Genomic DNA, 22,921 nt, shown 5'->3' on the forward strand with positions numbered 1-22,921 from the left:
TGATCTCCTCGTCAGTGATCACCGACATTGTCAGGGTGCGCGGCAATGAACGCGGGCAGGGCTAAGCAGTGTTGTTCGATGGCGAGTAAGTGCGGAAAGGGCTGGAGGTCGAACCCAAACCGTTTGGCGTTGTACAGTTGGGGGATCAAACATAAATCGGCCAGCATCGGGGTGTCGCCACAACAAAAGCGCGGTGTTTGCTGTGCGTTGCTGGCGTTGCAGCTGGTGTCAGTGCCGGTGCTGGGGTGGAGGCTGTTATTGCCGTGAGCGTTTGGTGCCGCATTAAGCGCGGCGGATTGTCGGGAAATCAAAGCCTCCAAGGTTTGAAAACCGCGTTCCAGCCAGTGGTGATACCACACCATTTTTTCATTCTGCTGCACGCCAAATTCCGTATTGAGGTAATTCAATACCCGCAAATTATTGAGTGGGTGAATATCACACGCCACGGTCAAGGCCATTTCACGGCAGCGGGCTTTTTGCCATAAATCGCTCGGCAACAGCGGTGGTTCGGGAAAGCGTTCATCCAAATATTCAATAATGGCTAATGACTGGCCGAGTACGCCTTGTGCGTGGTGGCTCGGCTGTTCGCCATCGTTCACGTGCCCGTCAGGTGCGTGACCGTATTCAAGCCCAAAGCCCGCGTCTAATCCGGGCACTAAACGGTGCGGGTTGATCGCACTGTACGCGGCGGCATTTTGTGCATCGTCGAGCAAGGAAATGGCGACAGACTGGTAATAGGCCTGCTTGAGGTTAAGGGCGATCCTGACCCGATACGCTGCCGATGAGCGGTAATAATCATAAAGCTTCATAGTCGAACCCTGTTTATTATCCGTGCGTGCCATGCTCACTACGCGGTTAAAGAGGCGGTTGATATTAAAGACGGTGCGGGTTGTGGTGATTCAAATCGTCTTCGCGATACTGGTGGGTGTAGCGCGTGACGGTTTGTTCAATGGCCCCAAAAATGGATTGCCCTTGGTCATCGGTCATTTCAATGCGTACGGTATCGCCAAAGGCCATAAAGGGGGTGCGAGGTTCACCATGTGCCAGTATTTCCAACATCCGTTTTTCTGCGATGCAGCATGAACCTTGGCTACGATCTTTATTGGATACCGTCCCCGAGCCAATGATGCTACCCGCACTGAGCGCCCGACTTTTGGCGGCGTGCTGCACCAGTTCGGCGAAATTGAACGTCATGTCCGTGCCGGCATGGGGGTGGCCAAAGTGCTGACCATTGAGCGATACCCGTAAGCGGTGGTGCAGTTTAAATTCATGCCAGTGTTCCCCCAGTTCGTCCGGCGTGACAGCCACCGGAGAAAACGCAGTCGACGGTTTGGATTGAAAGAACCCAAAGCCTTTGGCCAGTTCTGCGGGGATCAGCTGGCGGAGCGACACATCATTGACCAGCATCAGTAACTGAATGTGATCGTGGACTTCTTCGGTACGGATCCCCATCGGGACGTCATCGGTCACAATGGCGATTTCCCCTTCAAAGTCGATCCCCCAGCGTTCATCGGCCATCAAAATGTCATCGGTCGGGCCATAAAAGCGATCCGACATGCCTTGGTACATCAGCGGATCGGTCCAAAAGCTGTCAGGCATTTCAGCGCCGCGGGCTTTGCGGACCAATTCAACGTGGTTGACGTAAGCACTGCCATCGGCCCATTGGTAGGCGCGCGGCAACGGTGAACTGCACAAACGGGCATTGAACGGAAACGCATTAGGGGCGTGGCCGTCATTGAGTTGCTGATAAAGATGTTGCAGAGGCTGGGCGACCAATGCCCAATTATCGAGGGCAAATTGCAGCGTCGGGGCGATATCGTGGGCATGGACAGCAAGACGTAAATCACGGGAAACGATGATCAACTGTCCATCACGGCCTTGGTTGAGAGAGGCAAATTTCACGGCGTTTATCTCCTTACAGCAGATCGTCTCGCATTAGCGTGACGGCGGCGGCGTGGGGGTTAACCAAGCGTAGACATAATCGGTGTTTTCTACCCCCTCCGGTAAGTCCGCCACATCCAGTGGGTAGCGGGCATCGATCATCACGGCCACTTCATCGGTGTTTTTTTTCACGGGCGCATCAGCGGATAAGCTGGCCGCCAAGGCTTTGGGGTGGGGGCCATGAGAGAAGCCGCAAGGGTGATGAGTGATCATGCCCGCGTCAATGTTGTCGCGGCTGAAAAAATTACCGCGGTGATAGAACAGCACTTCGTCGTAGTCATCATTGTTGTGGAAAAACGGCACCTTCAATGCGCCGGGATCAGTTTCCATCGGGCGGGGAACAAAGGTACAAATCACAAAGCCATCAGCCACAAAGGTGGTATGGGCAGAAGGCGGCACATGGTAACGGTGACTCATGATGGGGCGAATTGCCCGCCAATTGAGTTTGAAGGCGGTCAGGTTACCTTTCCAGCCTTGTGCATCTAACGGGTTGTACGGGTAAGTCAGAATGTTGAGTTGATTGCGCGCTTTGAGGTGCACCAGCCACGGTTGCTCATTACTGGCTTGGGTTTGGCTTTGTTGGGCGAGAAATCTGTCATTGATTTTGGCGTGTTCTAACATGCCGGGGTCATAAATCGCATGCTGGCCAATCAAGCCGCGATCGGCCATTTGATAACTGCTGTGGGTCGCTTCAATCATCAGTAGCGTCATCGGTGTATGCGGGACGAGACGCCAGCTGGTGGCGCGAGGCAGCACCACATAATCACCGTCCTCAAGCGGTAAATGGCCGTAATCACAAAACAGATCGCCACGGCCCTGATGGATAAAAAACACTTCATCCCCGTCACCATTACGCGCCAAATGGGTCATGGCATGGTCACAACGCCAGATCCGCAGTTTGAGCTGATGGTTAGAAAGCAGCAGGGGCGCTTGCCATGGGGAATCCACGGTGGCATCGAGCTTGTTGGTGTCCAACGCACGGGGACGCAATGGCCCTTCCCATTGGATCCACCCTGTCGGCGGGTGAGCGTGATACATGTGGCTGGCGGGGCCGAAAAAGCCTTCTTTGCCGCATTCGCGCTCATACGTGCCATCCGGTAAATCACAATGCGCCTGACGCGAGGCACGTCCTTCGGTGATGGGAAACTGAAACCATTGTGGCATGGCGTCCTCCTTGCTTGGCGAGTGAACCGACAGAGAGTAGCGAGTCGATAGCAGGATTAATTTAACTTTGGTTCACACGGGGCAATACAGCAATAAATCGACGAGGAAGCTAACGCACAGTTGTAAAAATTTGCTTACAGCTTGCTAGGTACTCAATGTTGAGACCGACTTTATTGAGTGTGTTATCCCTACCTACGCTCAATATAAGGCGTTTTATTGCGAGTTTTTTTGCGAGTTAGGGGGACTGTATGACGCAATACGTATCAAAGAAACCGGACCCGCAAGGGATCGTACATTGGACCGAGGAAGAAAATGCGGTGTGGCATGATTTGGTGACTCGGCAACGCCAATGCTTGCCTCAGCGTGCCTGTCAGGCGTACTTGCATGGACTGGATTTACTCGATCTACCGACGCACCGTGTACCACAGCTTGAAGAAATCAATCACGTATTACGCCAAACCACCGGCTGGCAATGCACGGCGGTGCCGGCGCTCATCAATTTTGACCGGTTCTTCTCGCTATTGTCTCAGCGGCAGTTTCCGGTAGCGACGTTCCTGCGTACCCGTGAAGAGTTTGATTACCTGCAAGAGCCAGACTTTTTTCATGAAATCTTTGGGCATTGTGCCATGCTGACGAATCCGGCGTTTGCGGAATTTACCCATAAATACGGTCAGCTTGGGTTAAATGCCAGCCATGAGGACAGGGTTTATCTGGCGCGTCTGTATTGGTTTACGGTGGAGTTCGGATTACTGAAAGAAACACAAGGCACGGCAGACACGCCCGCGACGCGGATTTACGGGGGCGGGATTTTATCGTCGCCAGGGGAAACCCAATACGCTTTGTTGGCTGATGACGATTTGCAGGCTGACAGTCAGAGGACGAAGCCGGTTCACCAGCCTTTTGATCCGGTCGAAATCATGCGTACGCCTTACCGCATCGACATCATGCAGCCCGTCTACTTTGTACTGGACTCGATTCAGCAGTTATACGATGTCGCTCAAATGGATGTCATGGCGTTAGTGGCAGAGGCGAAAGCCAAAGGGCTGCATAAGCCATTGTTTGAAGCCAAGGTGAAGCCAACGCATGCAGTGACCGAAAACGGTTGATGTGCGAAAGAAGATAAGACGGTAGAGAGAAAGCGATAAACATAAGATAAGCGGAAGAACATAAATCAAGCAAAGGAGATCAGTGATGACGGCATTAAAGACATTACAGTGCGAAGCGTGCCAGGTGGGAGCGCAGACAGTGACGGAAGCCGAGTTGGCGCGTTTGATGGTCGAATTGCCGGACTGGACGGTGATAGAGCGTGAGGGGATTCAGCAGTTAGAACGTCGGTTTGTGTTTAAAAACTTCAAATTGGCCTGGGCACTGACCGATAAAGTCGCGGCCTTGGCCGAAGCAGAAAAGCACCATCCAGAAATTACGTTGGAGTGGGGGAAAGTGACCGTGCGTTGGTGGAGCCATTCGGCCAACGGGCTGCATAAAAATGATTGTATTTGTGCGGCAAAAACGGATGCGTTGTTGGCGGAATAGGGTAGAAATCCAAGCGCTGTATGAACGGCGTTTGTGGGTGCTTATTATGAATGGTGTTTTTTATTTAAGGGTTTGATACTATTTTCTGTGAGGTTGGGTATATAATGATTTAATGTCAAATTGTCAGGGTGTTACATGAGCAAACCACAAGAGCCACCAATGCTTGTCGGATGCGAAGAATGCGGTTTAGTGGTTGAACTGCCAGTGTTGGCAGATAATGAAAAAGCGTCATGCCCTCGATGTGAACATACGTTAGTCAAACGTATTGCCCAGCCGTTTCAACGTCCCCTTTCTTACGGGATCGCTTGCCTCGTCATGTTGGTGGCAAGTATCAGCTTTCCTTTCATGTCATTCAGCGTTAAAGGGATCAGCCAAGAAATCACGTTAATGCACGCAGCAACGATGCTGAATGTGTTTGAAAACAGTTTGTTGGCGATTCTATTGTTGCTGACGGTGTTAGTGTTACCAGCGGCCTATTTAGTCTCGTTACTGTACCTGTATTACCGAGCCGGACGGATATTGACCGGCAAATCCAGCAAGGTTATTTCAGTCGGTGAAAAGCGGCTATGTCGCGCCATGATCACGATAGAACCGTGGTTGATGGTGGATGTGTTTCTGATCGGCGTATTGGTTAGCTTGATCAAAATTGCCTCGTTGGCGGATATCGGACTGGGCATGTCTTTTTGGGCGTTCTGTCTGTATACCTTGCTGGTGGTGAAGTGCGTCTCGATGGCTGACCGCACATGGCTGTGGTTACAATTCTTGCCGATTAAGCCCATTGACGGGGTGAAAGCAGGCGATTGCCATCACGATCATAACCATATCAGTTGCCATATTTGTGCGCAGTTGAACCCGATGACGGACGAGAAACATCCCCGTTGTTGCCGTTGTCACGGTAAATTACACCCGTATGCCCCCGACAGAATGTTACAGCGGTCATGGGCCTTGTTGATTGCTGCCTGTGTCTTTTTGCTGCCCGCGAACTTGTACCCCATGATGTATACCGTCAGCTTAGGCAAAACGGAAGGTTCGACCATCATGGAAGGGGTAGTGTTATTGTGGCAGTTAAAATCCTACCCCATTGCCGCGGTGATTTTCATTGCCAGTATCGTGATCCCGATGGCGAAAGTCTTTGCGTTGATTTGGTTGTATATCCACGCAAAGAAAGGGGTGCTGTCGGATGAGAAAAAAGCGATAAAAAACCTTAAGCTATACCGTATGACGGAATTTATTGGGCGCTGGTCGATGATTGATATCTTCGTGGTGGCGATTTTGGTTGCCTTGGTGCAATTGCAAAATCTCATGGCGATTTATCCCGGTCCCGCCGCCCTGTCATTTGCCTGTGTGGTGTTGCTCACCATGTTGTCGGCAATGACGTTTGACCCTCGAGTCTTCTGGCAGAAGGAAACAGATGTTGCGGCATCTTCTGCGCGTGAAAACCATTATAAAGAGAAAGCGAGTTTATGAGCGAGCAACCAGCATCAAGGGCAAAGACCCAATCGATAAAGCAGGTGTCTTCCATCTGGTTAGTGCCGATGATCGCGATCGGCATCGGTATTTGGATGTTATTTCAGTTTATGACCAGCCAAGGGCCGGAAATTACTCTGAAAATGGATACCGCAGAAGGCATTGAAGTCGGAAAAACCGAGATCAAAGCCCTGAACGTAAAAGTCGGCGTGGTCACCGGTGTGACACTGAACGAAGACTACAGTGCGATTGAAGTAACCGCACAAATGGACAAAGACGCTGCGCGAATGCTGAAAGATGACACCCTGTTTTGGGTGGTGAAGCCGCGCATTGGTAAGTCTGGGGTGTCAGGGTTAGAAACCTTGCTGTCCGGTTCTTATATTCAGCTTCAGCCTGGGCGTTCAGAAAAAGATAAACGCCACTTTGAAGTGCTGGACGTGCCGCCTGTTGCGCCGCCAGATGCAAAAGGGCTGCGCATAGTACTTAGCCATAACGAAGCGGGTAAATTGGCGGTGGGTGATCCGGTCTTGTATGAAGGCTTTACCGTTGGCCGAGTGGAACAAACCACGTTCGATACCAAAACGAAAAAAGCCCATTATAACCTGTTTATTTTCCAGCCTTATGACAGTTTGATCCGTAAACGCACCCGTTTTTGGTTAACCTCTGGGGTGGATCTGCAAATGTCGGCGGAAGGTTTTAATTTAAAAATCGGCTCGATTGAATCGTTGATCACCGGCGGTGTGAGTTTCAAAGTGCCGAATGGCCGTGAGCCGGGTGAATTGGTCACCAAGCAGATGTCGAAGTTCCGTCTGTACAATAATATGAAAGACGTGCGTGAACGCTTCTTTGATGAATACCTTGAATACGTCATGCTGTTTGATGAGTCAGTGCGCGGCTTGAAACCGGGTGCACCGATTGAATACCGCGGTATTCGTATCGGTACGGTGAAAAAAGTCCCATTGAATCTACCGACGGCAAGTGAAGGCTTCACCAATAAAGACATTCCGGTATTGATTCGCATTGAGCTGGGCCGTGTGAATACGCATGTGCATTACACGTCGTTGGCTGAGTTAAAGGCAAGCCTTGAGACGGAATTTAAAAATGGCCTGCGTGCAACACTGAAAACCGGTAACTTGCTCACCGGTGCATTGTTGATTGATACCGAGGTGTATCCGGACGATAAAATGCCGAAGAACACCCATTATGCCAACTACGACATCTTCCCGACCAAAGCGGGTGGGTTTGCGCAGTTCCAGAAACAAGTGTCGTCTATCTTGAATAAGATCAACAACCTGCCGGTTGAAGATACGTTACTGACGCTTAACCGCACCTTGGAAACATCACAACAAACAATGGTTGCGGCAGAAAAAGTGGCCAATGAGGTGAATAAGTTGTTGGCGAAGCAAGACACACAGGCGATCCCGACGGAAATCCGCGACAGTTTGCAGCAGATCCAAGAAACCTTAAATGGGTATGGGCCGGAAGGCGCGCCGTATCAGAACTTGCAGCAAGCACTCGATCAGTTTGAGCAAGTGATGACGGAGCTGCAGCCCGTGTTGAGACAGCTCAATGAGAAACCGAATTCATTAATTTTCACGGGTGAAAAACCGGCCGATCCGATTCCGGTACGAGGACAATAAGCATGTATAAAAGCCTTTTAGCCGCCGCAGTGCTCGTTTTGGCAGGATGCAGCAGCACCGCAGAGCCGGTGACCACGACCTATTTGTTGCCAATGAATGAGGCGTCAACGACGCTGCTCAGTGCGACTGCGCAACAGCCAGTCATGATTGTGCGCCCTGTTGAGGTGGCGCAACATTTGGGCGGCACCGGATTGGTTTACCAAGTGAGCCCGACCGAAGTGGTGCAAGCGCAACATAATTTGTGGGCAGAAAGCCTGTCAAAGCAGCTTACCCGTGCGGTGATTGACGATTTGCGTCAAAAGCAATCGACCTACTGGTTTGATCAGCTGACGCCTGTGGTGAATGCGATGGATCTGCCTAAATTGCAGCTGCAATTCACGCAGTTTAACGGCCATTATTCAGGTCTGGCACAGTTGAGTGGCCAGTGGATGGTGGTGAATGGTGAGGGGGAGGCGGTGATCCGTCAGCCATTTTTCATTCAGGTGCCGCTGGCTGAAGACGGTTACAATGCGCAGGTTAACGCCCTGTCTGAGGGCGTTGAGCGTCTGACGACGCAAATTAGCCAGCGAGTGAGTCACCTTACTTTGTAAGCAGTTTGCGTTGTAATGAGCGCGTAGTTAGCTGGTTAGTGTGACGAGAGAGAACGTATACAATAAAAAAAGATAGCCTTCGGGCTATCTTTTTTGTTTCCACTGAAAAGCCGGATGGTGCCGAAAAATCAGTCGTCTGTTATCTCTGTGGATACTGGCGATAGAACCCATTGGTCCAACATTCCGGCAAGTCTTCGCCGGAAGGGAACGACAGTTGCTGCTTGTTGATTTTTACCGGATCGGCAAGATCTTCACCAGACTGGTATTGCACCGTGACTTGTGAATAAAACGGGTTAACCAGTGATGACATATCCACCACATCCACCAGATCGCCAGTTCGTGCTTCTTTCAAAAACATCACTTTATCTCCAAAGTCTGCGGTAAAACGCGTTAAAAATATTGCTAATCCCCTATGATGAGGGGATATAAAGCAAATGATCACAACGCTTTAGTCTAAGTATGGCTGAATTTAAGCGCTTTGCTGATTGCATTGCACCATGCGGCTCTGCAAAGACGGACCGCTAAATACGGGTTATGTAAACACAGATATTTAAATCTAATAAGGACAGAAGACACTGATGAGTAAGTATTACTGGGGAATCGATCTGGGCGGCACAAAAATTGAATGTGCGGTGATGGCGTATGACGATGACCGTTGTGTATTAAGAGAGCGCATTCCCACGGAAGGCGATAAAGGCTATCAGCATGTCATTAACCAAATTAAACGCCTGATTGACCGCTGTATTGAGCTGGTAGGGGAATCCCCTACGGCGGTGGGATTTGGTACGCCGGGTACGCTAGACCCCGCGACCGGCGTGATGAAAAACTGTAACTCGACTCACCTTAACGGCCAGCCGTTAGACAAAGATTTAACCGCGTGTTTGGGTGTGCCGGTGAAACTGGCGAACGATGCCAACTGTTTTGCCTTAGCAGAAGCCAAACTAGGGGCGGCACATGCGATTAATCCGGATGCGGAAGTGGTGTTTGGTATCATCATGGGTACCGGTGTCGGGGCGGGTATTGTGGTCAATGGCAAGCCATTATACGGCTGCCACGGTATTGCGGGTGAATGGGGGCATAACCCCTTAGAGCTGGATGGTGCTCCTTGCTACTGTGGTCAGCATGGGTGTGTTGAAACCGTTTTGTCAGGAACCGGCTTAGAGCGTTTCTACAATCAGTCAGCCCAAACGGAACCGAAAGTTCGCTTGCCTCAAATCTTAGCGATGGCGCAAGAGGGGGATGCGCTGGCGTCAGAAACCGTTGATCGTATGCATGCATATTTTGGTGTCGCCGTGGCGCGTATCATCAATGTGCTTGATCCCGATGTGATTGTTGTCGGCGGTGGGGTGGGTAACATTGACTCATTGTACGAACAAGGCAAGCAAGCGATTTTGCCGCATTTGTTCAATCCTGTGCTAAATACCCACATTGTGAAACCGCAATTGGGTGACAGCGCCGGTGTATTCGGTGCGGCCATGCTGGTTAAATAGTCTGGTTTAATCACGCAGGTTAAATAACGTCAGTTAAGTGATGTGAGTTAAGTCATACAGCATTATGAAAGACAAAGAGGCCACCGATGAGGTGGCCTCTTTTTATTGATATCATTAGTGCTAGTGCATTGAGTGGCGCATGTATAAGCAGTAAAAAGGTTAGAAGATAAAATTCAACATCAAGGTGTACACGTTGGCATCTTTGTCTTCACCCGTGACGGCGGGTGGCGTTATAAATTGGCCAATATCAAACTGATCATAATCGGAGCTTGTCATGTACACCCCTTGCCATTCCGCATTAAGGGAAATCGTCGGTGTGACGTCGTAACGTACGCCCAAGGTTGCTCCGCGTGTTTTGCGGCGCTGGTGGCTCTCTTCATATACGGCATAAGGCGTAAACTTATCCCATGTGTAGGCCGCAGAAATATACCAGTTACTCTGGATATTATCAGTGTGTACTTCAGCCATAAACTGCCAGTCATGCCATAGGTATTCTGCCCCTAGGGTGTAAATGTTGAGCGTTTCTTCTTCAGGGTTAATATCCGACGTCATGGTGTAGACGGTACGCAGATAGCTGAAATGAATACGGTAATCAAACCCACTTAATTCGGCAGACAATCCGGCCAGGTAATCGGCATCCACCGTGATTTTTGATGCGCCAATCTCTATGTCATTTTTACGACCAAAGCCATAGAAGGGCGAAGCACTCATCACCAATTCATCATTTAACTCGAATTGCCATGTGGCACTCAGGCCATCATAGAACGTCACCCCTAATAAGCTGTCGTATACACTTTGCGGTGGACGCGCCCACGGATAGGCTTGACCCACGTAATAATATTGTGAGACCAAAAAAAGCGGAATACGTAATCGGCCACCGTGGAAGGTAAAATTGTCGTATTCATAGCTGAGGTACGCCCATTCCAATTCAGGATCGGACCATTCATCTTGCGGGCGTTTAATCACCTGTACAGAGGCATTGAACGCATCGGATAAAGCCAAGTCGGCTTGCAACCCGAAAGTGGTATCACAGTCATAACAGGTATCGTCACTGATTTCACGGTGGACGAAAATCGGCACGCTGTTGTCAGATTGTGTAATAGAGGTTGAGCCAAACCCACTGATGGATAGGTTGTCGGTAAGGGAAATCGCCGCCATTCCACTGCAAGGGATCATAAGCAAAGACAGCGGAAGAAAAGGGAATTTAGCCATGTCTTTACTCTCCTTGTAAGACGGTGATTAAAATATTGGCGTTCTCAGGCACGGCACTGATGGGGGCATAGGCAATGCCGTTGGGGTTGGCATTTAACCACTCAAGAATATCTTTAATGTCGCCACTGTTCAGTTCTTCCGGCGGCGTCCCTTTGCCTGAAAAGGACAAACTGGCCCAATAGCCATTCATTTGCGTGACGGATTTACCGAGCAGCATGGTATAAAATTCTTCCCGAAGCATGGAATGCTCAGGTAAATCCACCAAAATAATCTTAATACTGCCATTTATCTTTTTAGTCTTTCCTTTATATAGCATTCTTGTTTTGCTTTTCGTTAATGGAGGAAGATCCCCATTCATCGAAAATACCGCAAATTCCACCTCCTGCTCTGTGTTGGCCTGCACGGTCACACTACTTAACATCAGCGACGTCCCGATGAGTAATGCTGGAAAAAAAGTGAGAAAACTCAGTCCATTGAACATCAATAAATTTCCATCATCATTAATTAACCCTGCTATAAATGATAGTAGACATTGATGTTACTACAACTAGGCAAGACAATAATTTTAACAAGGAGCGACTATGGGCCTATTGAATGGCTTCTCAATAAAACTTAGGCTACTTTGCTTAGTGATATTGCCACTGATTTTTGCCTCTATTTATACGGTGGTTGAGTTAAAGTTATTGTTTGAACGCGTGAACAACTTGAATGCCTTACAGGCGCGCATGGCACTGTTAGCAACGGGCTCTGAATTTTCGGACGCTGTGCATGAATTAAAGTTGTCAAAATTGAATGATCGCCCTGCGACAGAACAAACCCAGCAAGCGGTGTTGTTTACGTCGAAAATGGCGGCATTAAGCAGCCAAGCATTTAATGCGGAAACAACGGCACAGATGCAACTCATCAATGAAGAGATGCAGGTATTGATTGATGATTATTCTGATATTGCTGCCGAAGAGATTAATGATTGGTCCGAATGGGGGGTGGATCTCGCCGTACAACGGTTGGTGTTGCTAGAAAAATCCGCGCTGGATGTGCACGATGGCAGTATTGAACAACAATTGTCGATTTTGTATCAACTGCAATGGTTGAAGTTATGGGCCCAGCAAGAAAACTGGTATATCCATTTAATGTATACCCACCCTGAACTGACGGAGTTTACCGACCCCCTTGATACCGTCATTGAGCGCCAGCAATTAACCATTGAGCGCTATTTAACGATCAATGCGACCCCACAACAGATTGATCTACTCAGCCAGATTTTTGCTGATTCAGCCTTTGCGGACAGTTTCCAAATCCGCAACGCGGTATTTTCAGGTGAGCTTGCAGGACGCGACAGCACCCAAGATATTGCCACACTCGACAAGCGTCTTTCCCTTATTCAATTTGTGGTTGAAGAGATAAGTCAGCAACTGACCGCGAATATCGATACGTCGATTCAGCATGCGAAGCAGATGATTGTGGCGTATTTAGTGGCAATCGTGTTTTCAACGCTCTTATTGATATTGTTGGGCACTAACCTTATTCATCGTATTGGTAGCTACCTTGACCGTATTTTACAGGGCATGGCCAATTTGGAGCGCCCCAAAGCGGGGAACGCCAAAATTACCGTGGACGGTAATGATGAATTTACGGTCTTTAGCCATCAGCTCAACCAGCTCATAGAGGAGCGGGTACAAAATCAGAAAAACCTGATCCAAGCAAAAGAGGAAGCGGAAAAGGCCAGTTTGGCCAAGAGTTCGTTTTTGGCCAACATGTCACATGAAATCCGTACGCCACTGAATGGGATCATTGGGATGTCCGGTATTTTGACCGATACCAAACTGACGCCCTCTCAATCAGAATACGTGCAAACCATTGAAACGTCTTCGCAAACTTTGTTGTTACTCATTAATGACATTCTTGATTTATCGAAAATTGAATCGGGTAATTTGGTGCTTTCACCGAGTGAATGCCGCGTACGTGAAGTGGCCTACGATACCATGTCGATTGTTTTGGCGAAGGCAAGAACCGGTCTGGCATTAAATGTCGCGTTGGATCATGATGTGCCCGATATCGTGAAAATGGATGAATACCGACTCCGGCAGGTGATGATGAACCTGGCGTCTAATGCGGTGAAATTTACCGAATCGGGCAGTGTGACGATTTCGATTCGCCAGCAGGCGAGTACGGATGACGGTAAAGCGAGTCTGCGTTTTGCTGTCACGGATACCGGGATCGGCATAGCGAAGGATAAACAAAAGCAGGTCTTTGCGCCGTTTACCCAAGAAGATGGATCGATCACCCGCGAATTTGGTGGGACAGGCCTTGGTTTAGCGATCTGTCGTCAATTGGTTGATTTGATGGGGGGTAACATTGCCCTTGAATCAGAAAAAGGGCAGGGAAGTACCTTCTATTTCACGTTAACCGTTGAGGTAATTCAACAAAAAGCAGACGTACTCAAAGAGTGCCAAGGGAAAACCTTACGCATTATTGCGCCAGAACCCCAGCGTGCCGATGTCGTGGAGCGCTTGTGCTTTGAAAGTGCCTTTTACGGCATAAATACGACAGTTTCCCATGATATTAAGCCTGATGTTGCGAATGAACAGGTTGATGCCTTGGTGTATTGCCCCTCTCATGCGGGCAATGTGGCGCAGGAACTTAAGCAGCTACGTGATGCTTGCCCTCGTTTACCTATCTTATTGGGTTGTCAGCATGCCGATGATCATAGCGGTGTCGACGACAACATTATGGGGATTATTTCATTACCCTTGTTGGGACATCGCTTTTCGAAAGTGGTGCAAACAGCCCTGACACAAACCGTGACGGCATCAGGGAACGTGGAGACCAATACTGCGATAGAAGCGGTTGCCGCGATTCAGCAGAAAATATTGATCGTTGAAGATAATCAGGTCAACCAGCGTGTCGCAGGTTTGTTTTTAACCAAGGCGGGGTATGCGTGTGAATTTGCCCACAATGGCCAAGAAGCGGTAGATATGATCACCGCAGAGAAGGTCTATAACGCGGTACTGATGGATTGCATGATGCCTGTGATGGATGGATTCACGGCGACGAAAAATATTCGAGAATGGGAAAGTGCGAACAGCAAAGCCGCAGTACCTATTATCGCCTTGACAGCGAGTGTGCTCGATGAAGATATCAGTAAGTGTTTTGATGTGGGTATGGATGACTATGTCGCCAAACCATTCAAAAAATCCATCCTACTGGGTAAGTTAGAAAAATGGGCAGAAACGGCGTGAACGTGTGTTAAGGGCTGATTTTGACACAATATTTCACCAGTGAAGGCCAGAGAGGGAGAGCATAATGCTCTCCCTTTGTGCGAGATCGCTTACAAATTATGACTCGTTATAAATAATTTTATACTTTCTGTTCATCTTTAAAGGTGAATTATGTTTGCAGAACAGAGGCTTAGAAAACACCGGCTGAGTCTTGATTTAAGAGGATCAAAAAGTGTGATCTCTGTAGGTTGTTTGTACTCAGGAATCACGTAGTCTGTACCTCGTCGGAAGGAACTGACAGAACGGAACAGGAAGCAGCCACGGACGTTGGCAACCTCAGGATGAGGGCGGTGAATCAGGAAGATTTATCGGACAAGGACTGTGAAGGGAACGTCGGATGGAATCGATAGGGTAGGTAGGATGCTTACTCGTCAGGACGACATGCAAGGAACCACTTCAGGATTGAAGTCAAGGACACCTCCAGGAAGGAGATGAGAGTCAAGACAGGATGTTTTGATGGGTCAAGGCGGACCGAAAGGACATATCTAGGATAGATAGAGAAAGGATGACGCTGACGGATACAGCTTAATCATGGAATGATGCAGGGAGCACCCTAGTAGCCGGATTGCTGCAAGTAAGACCAAAGGGCGCGACGAATGTCGCGCCCGCTCTTTTTTATAGGTATAAAATGTTTCGCTTACTGAACAAATACCTATCTATTCATCGACTCATTTCATCAACAGTGAGTGACACGTTTTGCTCCGTGCCACCCTCACTGTCCATCTGGTATACGCAATCTATTTTATGTTTACTGTGCAATGATCGTTGGTTTGGTCTTCATGCTGACAATCAACATATAAATTGACGTTGCAAGCAATACCGCAAAGAAAAAGCCCATCAAACCAATGCTCTGACGCATAAAGTACTGTGCTGCCACAGGGCCTAATGCCGAGCCTACGCTGTAGCTGAACAGCATAATTTGCGTTGCTGAAACAATAGACGATGATTCAATGCCGTCACACGCCAGTGTGATTGCGATTGGGTACAGTGCAAACGCAGACATGCCCAATAGCGCCAACGCCACAATGTGTGTCATGTAATTTTGGTCTAGTTGGTAAATCCCCATAGCGAACACGCCAAGAATACTCACCAGTGCCAACAACAATGATTTCGACATACGGCAAGACAGTTTGCCAATGATCGGTTGAATAGACATACCGCCTAATACCGTCGCTGCCATCAATACCCCGATTTGGTCATTGTTAGACGTTGTTGCCGATGCACGCAAAGCCAGTGGTAATAGACCGTAAATCGAGCCCATTACGATGCCAGAGACTAAACAGCCGATCAGTGCAGGCTTGCTGATCCCTAAAATTTGTTTCCATGTTAGGCTAACATGCTCTTCAATTGCAGGGTTGGCATTCTTCGAGACGAATGCAGGTAGCATGGCGAACGAAAGCAACATGACGACAACAACAAACGGTGTCATGCCGGTAGTACCAAACATACCGATACCAAACTGACCCACAGTGGTGCCACCGTAGAGCGATGTCATGTAAAGGCCAAGGTTTTTGGCGCGTTCTTCTTTACTGTCACCAATCAACAGCCAAGATTCAATCACGACAAAAATACCCGCCACGGCCATACCGGCAATGAAACGCGCCGCCAGCCATACACCGAGCGTGGTGTACACCGCCATGACAGCCACAGACAACGCCAAAAGGGCGATAAAGCCAATAAAGGCCATACGGTGGCCAATGCGCTTGATAATAGGCTCAATTAACATAGAGCCAAGTAACAGACCTACGTAGAAAATACTGGCCAACCAACTGGCGGCGTGAGTAGGAATGTTGTGACTCACCAAAGAGAGCGGTAACAGGCTCATTAAATAGCCTGAAGCGATTGCGAAAATGGTGAGTCCAGTAACTGGTACCCAAACACTCGTACGTGGTGCCACAGTAGCGTGCTCGTTCACTACGTTATTCTCCAAAAAGCAGACAAAAAAATAAAAGCCCTTTCCGGAAAGAAAGTGGCTTTATTGGGACCCTTAGGTCACTGAGTGTTCGCGACGTTGAAAATACGGGAGGTAATATGTATTCGGTCGGAGTGCGACTATGACCGCAATTCTGAAGTTCGTAAAATGAGTAAAACTAATGCTTATCGTAAGCTCAGTTTATCAGGATTAATAGTGGATAAAAATGTAACCACATCTAAGTATTTTACTGGGCGAAACTGAAGTGTGATGAGCGAAAGTAGCGGCTGCGAAATTTACTTATCTTATTGTAATTATGTTGTTTTTGTTTTTCATTACTCGTCGATATAACGGTGTTGAGTGTGTGTAATAGGGTGTAATCATTCGTGTTGTAAAGGTTGGTTTTGGTTCTGATCAAACTGTTTTTATGGAAAGTTAATGAAAAAAAATAACAGGTAGGCACGCCTTCTGGTGAATAACACGGGGAACAGGCGGTTATCGAAGGAATGCCTGCCGAAATGGCGGAAAGGAATAAAACGCAAAGAAGGTAATAACGTACTGATAAAATAGGGTTTATTTTGGGTTTGTGTGAAAACGTGCTGATCAAAGCAGAAAAGCGCGCAGGGCGTGAATTGAGAAGAAACCGGCTGCACAAGGCAGCCGGATGTATGGGGTTTATTTAGAAATACGGGAGAACCTGGATAAGTAACGGCCATCACGCGAGAAGAAGACAATCTCGTTGGTGGTTTCGTTGTCATTGCGGTTGATTCGGATCTGGTTATCAATGCCGACGGCGAACAGGCTGTTCCTTGTTTGAATTTTCAAGGGAATATTAAATTGATTGACCTTGGCTTTCAGTACCCCGTCTTTATAAACGACTTGAAGAGGAACACCATCGTTATCCAAGTAATTACCGATGACGTCAATATCATGCTGCCAGTTGGCAAAATTGGTCTTCGGTGGAATGACACGACCAACCGGTTTCTCATCGTTCATGATTTTAACCAAATCGATAGAAAGCAGGTCGATATTGGTATTGAACAAATTACTCAAGGCAATGATGGTGAGATCCGACTTAGGATCTTGGATCAAGACCGCTTTGAAACCATCAATTTCGCCTTGGTGAATAAAGTAAGATGTGCCGCCAATTTCTTCATTGAATCCGCCAAATTGATTTTCGTACATGCGTGCGACCAACTCTCGGGAGATGATTTGTCCGGTATTCAGTGAACGGCTCCATACCAACAAGTCACGCGCGGTGGTGATGAGTTCACCTGCCGCCCATGCACAACCTGGTGGGGTGATGTGTGCATCAACAAGCCCAGACAATTCGTAAGACTTCGCCAACTGGAAAGAAAGGGTCAGTTTCATGCTGCTGTCTTTCATGCCCAGTGGTCTGAGAATCTCAGCGGTAATGTAATCTTCGTAAGGTGTGCCAGTGACTTGCTCAATGATTTCACCCAGCAAGTAATAGCCTGCGTTGTTGTAGTTGAACATTTTGCTCGGTGGATACACCCGCGACTTATTGATGATGTTTTTCACCAATGCGTTGGAAGAGCAACTTTGGTCGTATTCGCGCCATGACGGGTCGCGATACAAACCGGCTGTGTGGTTCAACAGCATGGCAATGGTGATGTTTTTCGCATCGTTCAATTTAGGGAAGTATTGGTAGACAGACTGGTCTATGTCGAGTTTACCTTGTTCATGAAGGCGTAAAATCGTCACCGCGGTCATTTGCTTGGTGATAGAGCCCACTTTAAACAAGTTGTCTTTATTGATTGGGCGTTTGAGTTTCACATCGGCGTAGCCAATGGCTTTCTCGTACACCACCTCATTGTTTTTCGCGATCAATACATTGCCACTGAATCGGCCATAGCTGTTCAGGTGGCGAATGTATTCTTCTAGATTTTGCTGTGTTGGGGTCGCTTGCGTGTCACCTGTTTGATTAGGTGTGGATTCTGTGTGTTGAGGTCCGGTTAACGTTAGGCCCCCGTCCGTGCTCTGTGCACCGGTTAATGTGATCGTTTCAGCATGGGAAAAGTGGCTGAGCGGAAAGAGAGCAAGCAGTAATAACACTTTCAAAGTCTTGGGCTTTTTCATATTTTCTGCAGTAAAGTGATAATAAATGCACTCAACGTATCACCCCAAGAAATGTTCAGCTATTCAAGGGTGTCACCTCGAAGGGGAGAGGGTGAAAAATTTCGACGCAGTTTAACTTTTTTTGAGGGGTGAATTTTTATTGCAGTGAAAAGTGTAAGCAATATCAACTCGATGGCGGCGTAAAATAACGGGAAAAAACAAGGTAATTAAGTATCTGTTTTGTAAATAACTTTGTTGATTTTGTTGACAGTAAAAAGCCACGCAACGGTGGCTTTTATGGGATTGATTCGCCTTTTAGGCTGGTCTTTGACGGGCGATCACTTTTCCCATTGAATGAGGGTGTCTTTTGGCCATTGCGCGCCAATGTCATGATATTGTTTCTCAAGCAAGTGTCGCTTAATTTTGAGTGTCGGCGTCAGAATGCCATTTTCTATGCTCCACGGTGATTTAATCATGAGCACGCCTTTGATTTTGGCGTGTGATTCTAACTCGTTGTTGATCATGGCGACCATGCGTTCAATACTTTTCTCATACCGGGCAGGATCGAAATTTGGGTAGTCATGCGGCACGGCCAAGAGGATGGGGGCGGGCATGCCAGAGCCCACCACACATAGCATTTCAATATTGCCGATGTCAACAATCCGCTTTTCAATCGGCACCGGTGAGACGAACTTCCCTTTGGCGGTTTTGAAGGTATCGTTTTTACGGCCTTGAATGCTGAGATAGCCGTCTTCATCCATAAACCCGATGTCACCGGTACGGAGCCAGCCATCATCATCAAACATGGCCTGAGTGGCTTCTTCGTTCTTGTAATAGCCGGCAAACAGTCCTTGGCTGCGAACAAGGATCTCTTCATCCGCCGCCACTTTCACTTCGATGCCTGGACCGGCGTTGCCGACAGACCCAATTTTATCGCTTCGGAAAGGATGGTTGAGCGTGCTATAGGCAAAAGATTCGGTCATGCCCCACGCTTCGGTGATGTTCAGGCCAATACTTTCATACCAGCGTAACAGGGCAGGGGAAACGGGCGCAGAACCACAGCCTAGTACGCGGGCTTGATCCAAGCCCAGTCCATCGGCCAGTTTGCGTTTTATCAAGCCGGAAACGAAGGGGATTTTCAGCAGCAGATTGAGTTTCTTCTGGGGCAGTTTGTCGAAGATCCGTTGTTGAAAGACCGTCCACAGTCGCGGGACGGAAATGAACAACGTTGGACGGTGCATTTTGACATCGTCAATGAAGGTGTCGAGTGATTCAGGGAACGCAACTTGAATACCCGCCATGACGGACGCGCCAAAAATGTACACCCGCTCAGTGATATGGGCGAGCGGTAAATAAGAAAATAAACGCTCTCCTTTTACCATACCAATATGATCCACTAACCGCTGGGCAGACCAAGAAAACGCCCCGTAATTGAGCAAAGCCCCTTTGGGTAAACCAGAGGTGCCGGAAGTATACACAATCGACATCAAGTCATCATCATGATGAGTAGGACGTTCTTCTGTTGGCGCGTGGCCTTGAATAAAGGCGTCAAGGGTAGCGTTGCATTCTGGTGCCGACGGATAGGGAAAGGCAATCGAAAATACGTCAGGGTGGGCGGCCATGACCGTGGAAATAGCGGTGGCATCGTCCAGCTTACCGACAAAGACAGCCTTTGATTCACTGTGCGTTAAACAATGCTCAATGGTGTCAGCCCCTGCGGTCGGGAATATCGGTACACTGATGTAACTCCCCAGCATTAAGGCCAAGTCAGTGATAAACCATTCGGCACAGTTTTTGGACACAATCGCGATGCGATCGCCCGGTTGAAGCCCTTGTGCCCGCAGTGCGCTCACCAGTTTAAGTGCACGATCGGCAACATCTGCATACGTGAAATCAACGAATTGCCGGTTGATGATTTGACGAAGATAGACATCATTGGCGCGTTCATTGGCCCATTTGAGTATCATGTCGGTAGGCAGGGGGGAAGCCGTTGCCGACGTGCTTAAGGGATCCGTGTGCAGAGGTAACGTCATAATACGATCCTTTGTTGTTATGCTCTTGTTAAAATAATGCTAACTCAAGGTCTTGGTCAAGTGTTGATTGTCAATAACCGATATGCAAAAAAAAGGCTTACCTCTTCTTCAAACTAGAACAAAATAGGAACAGGTGCGTTTTTTTATTACTTTAATAACCTATTCATAAATTTTTGTTTCTATTATACTTGTTGCGATTTACGAAAAAGTAATGTGATAAATTGAATATAAATTCATCGCATAGTATTCGCCGTATAGGGATATTTCGTCATGCAAACGGCAACGTGTTTTTGGCCTGCCAACGGATGTTTTCGCTGACTAACACAGAGCCCCATGTATGACCGGGTAGTGACAAGGCCTGCAGAGGAATTTTGCGGGTATGTTGTTGATTGAATTAGATGATAGAGTCAACTCATTATGCCAAAGCGTAGTAAAGAAGATACCGAAATCACCATTCAGACGATCATGGATGCGGTTGTTGATCAAATTCTGACCTTGGGGTATGACAAAATGTCCTACACCACGTTAAGCAAACAGACCGGCATTTCTCGTACCGGCATCAGCCACCATTTCCCCAAAAAGCAAGATTTTGCCAATGCCCTTGATGGGCGAATTTTCCGTTTATTCATTGAAAAGTTGGATTTAAACGCCGGATTGCAAGAGTTTGTGAATAGCTGGTTGCTCGCTTTGGATGATGAAAAGTTTCGCGCAACATTACGTTTACTGTTCCACCATATTGCAACCGCTGAAACCACTAACGAATTTTCAAAACGTGGCATTGAGCGTTTATACCAAATGTGCCAAGAGCGATTTGGTGATGAAAGTGAAAAAGAGTTGGAATGGTTGCTGGGGAAATCACTGATTCGACTTGTTCGATAAGAGATACACTTAGACTAAGCCAGTAACGACAGATTGATAGAAAGCTAGAGTGTGAATGATGTTGAAATATATTGTAATTGCATTGGTGGGGCTGGGTATTTATATCGGCGTGACATACAAAGATGAGATCGAAGATGTCATGGATGCGCGTTCTTTTGAAGAAGTGCACGATGCGTATGAAGACGCTGCCGACAAAGCTGACGATGCGGCCGATGAATTAAGCGACAAATGGAAAGAACTCACCAAGTAGTCTATGAGTCCATTTTGTTGAATAAATAAGACCGACTTTTTCAAGTCGGTCTTTTTGTATCGGTGCATTTGTATGCGGATTAGTGCGCGGAAATAATGTAGAAGTAGTAAATCATGGTTAAGGCGATGAGATATACCGACCAGTGATCTTCCTTATAACGGCCTGTCGCAAGCTTTAGGAAGGCATACACCAGCATCGCGGCTGCAATACCGTTACCCGCATTGAAGCTGAACACGCTCATGACAACACACACGAAAGCCGGTAGATATTCGGTGATATCGTCATAGTTAATTTTGCGCATAGAGCTCATCATGGCGATACCAATGTACATCAGAACCGGTGCGGTGGCCTCGGTTGGGATCATACCCGCCAGTGGTGCCAAGAATAAGGTCAAACAGAAGCACGCAGCCGTGACTAATGCGGTAAAGCCGGTGCGGCCGCCCGCTTCTACACCTGCCGAGCTTTCTACATAGGTTGTCAGTACGGGACAAGAGAACAAGGCGCCGAAGGTCGTTGCACTGGAATCGACATGAAAGTTCTTTTCAATGCCGGGCAAGTTACCGTCTTTGTCTAAATAGCCGGCTTGTGCGCCAATGCCCAATAATGCCCCTAACGTAGAGAAAAAGTCAGGAATAAAGAACGCTAGCAAGAAAGGCAGGTAAACAGGGCTAAGTGCGCCGATGACATCAAGCTGGAAGAACATGTCATCAATGCTGCCTGGCATGCTGAAAAAGTTATCCGGCACGCTGGTGATGCCCAACGGCAAGCTGATCAAGGTCGTGAGCAAAACAGCAATGATGATGCCGCCCTGAATTTTACGGGAAACAAAGAACAGCACCATGAAGAAGCCTAGCATGGCCACCAGCACTTCCAGTGATGCTAAATCCCCGAAAATCAGCACGTTTTTACGCGGATCAGCGACCACGACACCGGCTTGTTTAAAGCCCAGCAGTGCGATGAACAGGCCAATGCCCACGCCCACCGACACTTTCACGCTGTGTGGGATCACGCGGACAACGAAATCACGCACGCCCAAGAACGACACCAGCATGAAAAGCACACCGCTGATGAAGACAATACCGGCAGCAATGCTAAGCGGTACATCGTTACCTAATAAGGTGTAAGAAAAAATCGCCACACTGCCTAGACCGGGGCCTAAGACAAACGGGCGGTTGGTGTATAGCGCCATCGCGATGGTGGTGATCACGGTCATGAGCACGGTGACCGTCAAGGCGCTGTTGAACGGGATCCCGCCTTTGCTGAGCATGTTAGGCACAACCGCGACCATGTATGCCATCGTGGCGAAGGTGGTGAGTCCGGCAATCACTTCGGTACGAAGGTTGGTGTTATTGCCTTTAAAATCAAACCAATTAGCAAGGCTAAATCCCGGTTTAGTAGTAACAGTTTCCATTGTATCCCTCTACAAATCGTACCTAGTTGTACGAATCAGTCA

The 22,921-nt window shown here is 48.1% G+C and carries 19 protein-coding genes; 9 read left to right on the top strand and 10 right to left on the bottom strand.

Going from position 1 to position 22,921, the window contains the following annotated elements:
* Positions 1–11: 11 nt before the first annotated feature.
* The 3 genes from maiA to ACSF8W_RS07460 all read right to left on the bottom strand — a co-directional run bounded on the left by maiA (position 12) and on the right by ACSF8W_RS07460 (position 3,105).
* Positions 12–809: a maleylacetoacetate isomerase gene (gene maiA / locus ACSF8W_RS07450; RefSeq protein WP_500846354.1), complete on the bottom strand. Its 798-nt coding sequence runs from the start codon at positions 807–809 to the stop codon at positions 12–14.
* Between the two features lie 64 nt (positions 810–873).
* Positions 874–1,902, bottom strand: coding sequence for a fumarylacetoacetate hydrolase family protein (locus ACSF8W_RS07455; protein ID WP_500846356.1), 1,029 nt, complete (start codon positions 1,900–1,902; stop codon positions 874–876).
* A 33-nt stretch (positions 1,903–1,935) separates the two neighbouring features.
* Complete coding sequence (locus tag ACSF8W_RS07460; protein WP_500846358.1) at positions 1,936–3,105, bottom strand: homogentisate 1,2-dioxygenase; 1,170 nt, start codon at positions 3,103–3,105, stop codon at positions 1,936–1,938.
* 248 nt (positions 3,106–3,353) lie between these two features.
* On the opposite strand from ACSF8W_RS07460, the gene phhA reads away from it, so the two are divergent.
* From phhA to ACSF8W_RS07485, 5 genes are all read left to right on the top strand, one after another.
* The gene (gene phhA / locus ACSF8W_RS07465) at positions 3,354–4,211 is read left to right on the top strand and encodes a phenylalanine 4-monooxygenase (RefSeq protein ID WP_500846360.1); all 858 of its coding nucleotides are present in this window, start codon (positions 3,354–3,356) and stop codon (positions 4,209–4,211) included.
* Between the two features lie 85 nt (positions 4,212–4,296).
* On the top strand, positions 4,297–4,638 hold the full coding sequence (locus ACSF8W_RS07470) for a 4a-hydroxytetrahydrobiopterin dehydratase (protein WP_500846362.1): 342 nt from the start codon (positions 4,297–4,299) through the stop codon (positions 4,636–4,638).
* A 135-nt stretch (positions 4,639–4,773) separates the two neighbouring features.
* A complete protein-coding gene (locus ACSF8W_RS07475; RefSeq protein ID WP_500846364.1) occupies positions 4,774–6,105 on the top strand; it encodes a PqiA/YebS family transporter subunit in 1,332 nt (443 codons plus the stop codon).
* The gene (gene pqiB / locus ACSF8W_RS07480) at positions 6,102–7,745 is read left to right on the top strand and encodes an intermembrane transport protein PqiB (protein ID WP_500846366.1); all 1,644 of its coding nucleotides are present in this window, start codon (positions 6,102–6,104) and stop codon (positions 7,743–7,745) included. The genes ACSF8W_RS07475 and pqiB overlap by 4 nt, the downstream gene beginning before the upstream one ends.
* A 2-nt stretch (positions 7,746–7,747) precedes the next feature.
* Positions 7,748–8,335 (top strand): PqiC family protein, encoded by a 588-nt coding sequence (locus tag ACSF8W_RS07485; RefSeq protein WP_500846367.1) that lies wholly within the window; start codon positions 7,748–7,750, stop codon positions 8,333–8,335.
* 139 nt (positions 8,336–8,474) lie between these two features.
* Here the strand turns inward: ACSF8W_RS07485 and ACSF8W_RS07490 are convergent, their stop codons facing one another.
* Entirely contained in the window at positions 8,475–8,693 is a 219-nt protein-coding gene (locus ACSF8W_RS07490; protein ID WP_500846369.1) for an acetyltransferase, read from the bottom strand.
* Between the two features lie 220 nt (positions 8,694–8,913).
* Between ACSF8W_RS07490 and ACSF8W_RS07495 the strand changes: the two genes are divergently transcribed.
* Entirely contained in the window at positions 8,914–9,825 is a 912-nt protein-coding gene (locus ACSF8W_RS07495) for an ROK family protein (protein ID WP_500846370.1), read from the top strand.
* Between the two features lie 159 nt (positions 9,826–9,984).
* Here ACSF8W_RS07495 and ACSF8W_RS07500 read toward each other — a convergent pair whose 3' ends face one another.
* Both ACSF8W_RS07500 and ACSF8W_RS07505 read right to left on the bottom strand, forming a co-directional pair.
* Positions 9,985–11,037, bottom strand: coding sequence for a porin (locus ACSF8W_RS07500; protein WP_500846372.1), 1,053 nt, complete (start codon positions 11,035–11,037; stop codon positions 9,985–9,987).
* A 4-nt stretch (positions 11,038–11,041) separates the two neighbouring features.
* Positions 11,042–11,518 (bottom strand): hypothetical protein, encoded by a 477-nt coding sequence (locus ACSF8W_RS07505; protein ID WP_500846374.1) that lies wholly within the window; start codon positions 11,516–11,518, stop codon positions 11,042–11,044.
* A 100-nt stretch (positions 11,519–11,618) separates the two neighbouring features.
* Here ACSF8W_RS07505 and ACSF8W_RS07510 point away from each other — a divergent pair, with 100 nt between their 5' ends.
* Positions 11,619–14,276, top strand: coding sequence for a hybrid sensor histidine kinase/response regulator (locus tag ACSF8W_RS07510; RefSeq protein ID WP_500846376.1), 2,658 nt, complete (start codon positions 11,619–11,621; stop codon positions 14,274–14,276).
* Between the two features lie 787 nt (positions 14,277–15,063).
* On the opposite strand, the gene ACSF8W_RS07515 is transcribed toward ACSF8W_RS07510, so the two are convergent.
* The 3 genes from ACSF8W_RS07515 to ACSF8W_RS07525 form a co-directional block, all read right to left on the bottom strand.
* Positions 15,064–16,230 (bottom strand): MFS transporter, encoded by a 1,167-nt coding sequence (locus ACSF8W_RS07515; RefSeq protein ID WP_500846377.1) that lies wholly within the window; start codon positions 16,228–16,230, stop codon positions 15,064–15,066.
* A 672-nt stretch (positions 16,231–16,902) separates the two neighbouring features.
* Positions 16,903–18,327, bottom strand: coding sequence for a serine hydrolase domain-containing protein (locus ACSF8W_RS07520; RefSeq protein WP_500846379.1), 1,425 nt, complete (start codon positions 18,325–18,327; stop codon positions 16,903–16,905).
* Between the two features lie 317 nt (positions 18,328–18,644).
* A complete protein-coding gene (locus ACSF8W_RS07525; protein ID WP_500846703.1) occupies positions 18,645–20,273 on the bottom strand; it encodes an AMP-binding protein in 1,629 nt (542 codons plus the stop codon).
* A gap of 483 nt (positions 20,274–20,756) precedes the next feature.
* Between ACSF8W_RS07525 and ACSF8W_RS07530 the strand changes: the two genes are divergently transcribed.
* Both ACSF8W_RS07530 and ACSF8W_RS07535 read left to right on the top strand, forming a co-directional pair.
* Positions 20,757–21,218, top strand: coding sequence for a TetR/AcrR family transcriptional regulator (locus ACSF8W_RS07530; RefSeq protein WP_500846381.1), 462 nt, complete (start codon positions 20,757–20,759; stop codon positions 21,216–21,218).
* A 55-nt stretch (positions 21,219–21,273) separates the two neighbouring features.
* Positions 21,274–21,468, top strand: a complete 195-nt coding sequence (locus tag ACSF8W_RS07535) for a YtxH domain-containing protein (protein WP_428478589.1) — start codon at positions 21,274–21,276, stop codon at positions 21,466–21,468.
* 79 nt (positions 21,469–21,547) lie between these two features.
* Here ACSF8W_RS07535 and ACSF8W_RS07540 read toward each other — a convergent pair whose 3' ends face one another.
* Positions 21,548–22,879, bottom strand: coding sequence for an NCS2 family permease (locus ACSF8W_RS07540; RefSeq protein ID WP_500846383.1), 1,332 nt, complete (start codon positions 22,877–22,879; stop codon positions 21,548–21,550).
* Between the last annotated feature and the right edge of the window lie 42 nt (positions 22,880–22,921).

Source organism: Photobacterium sp. 270122K, from assembly GCF_059941365.1.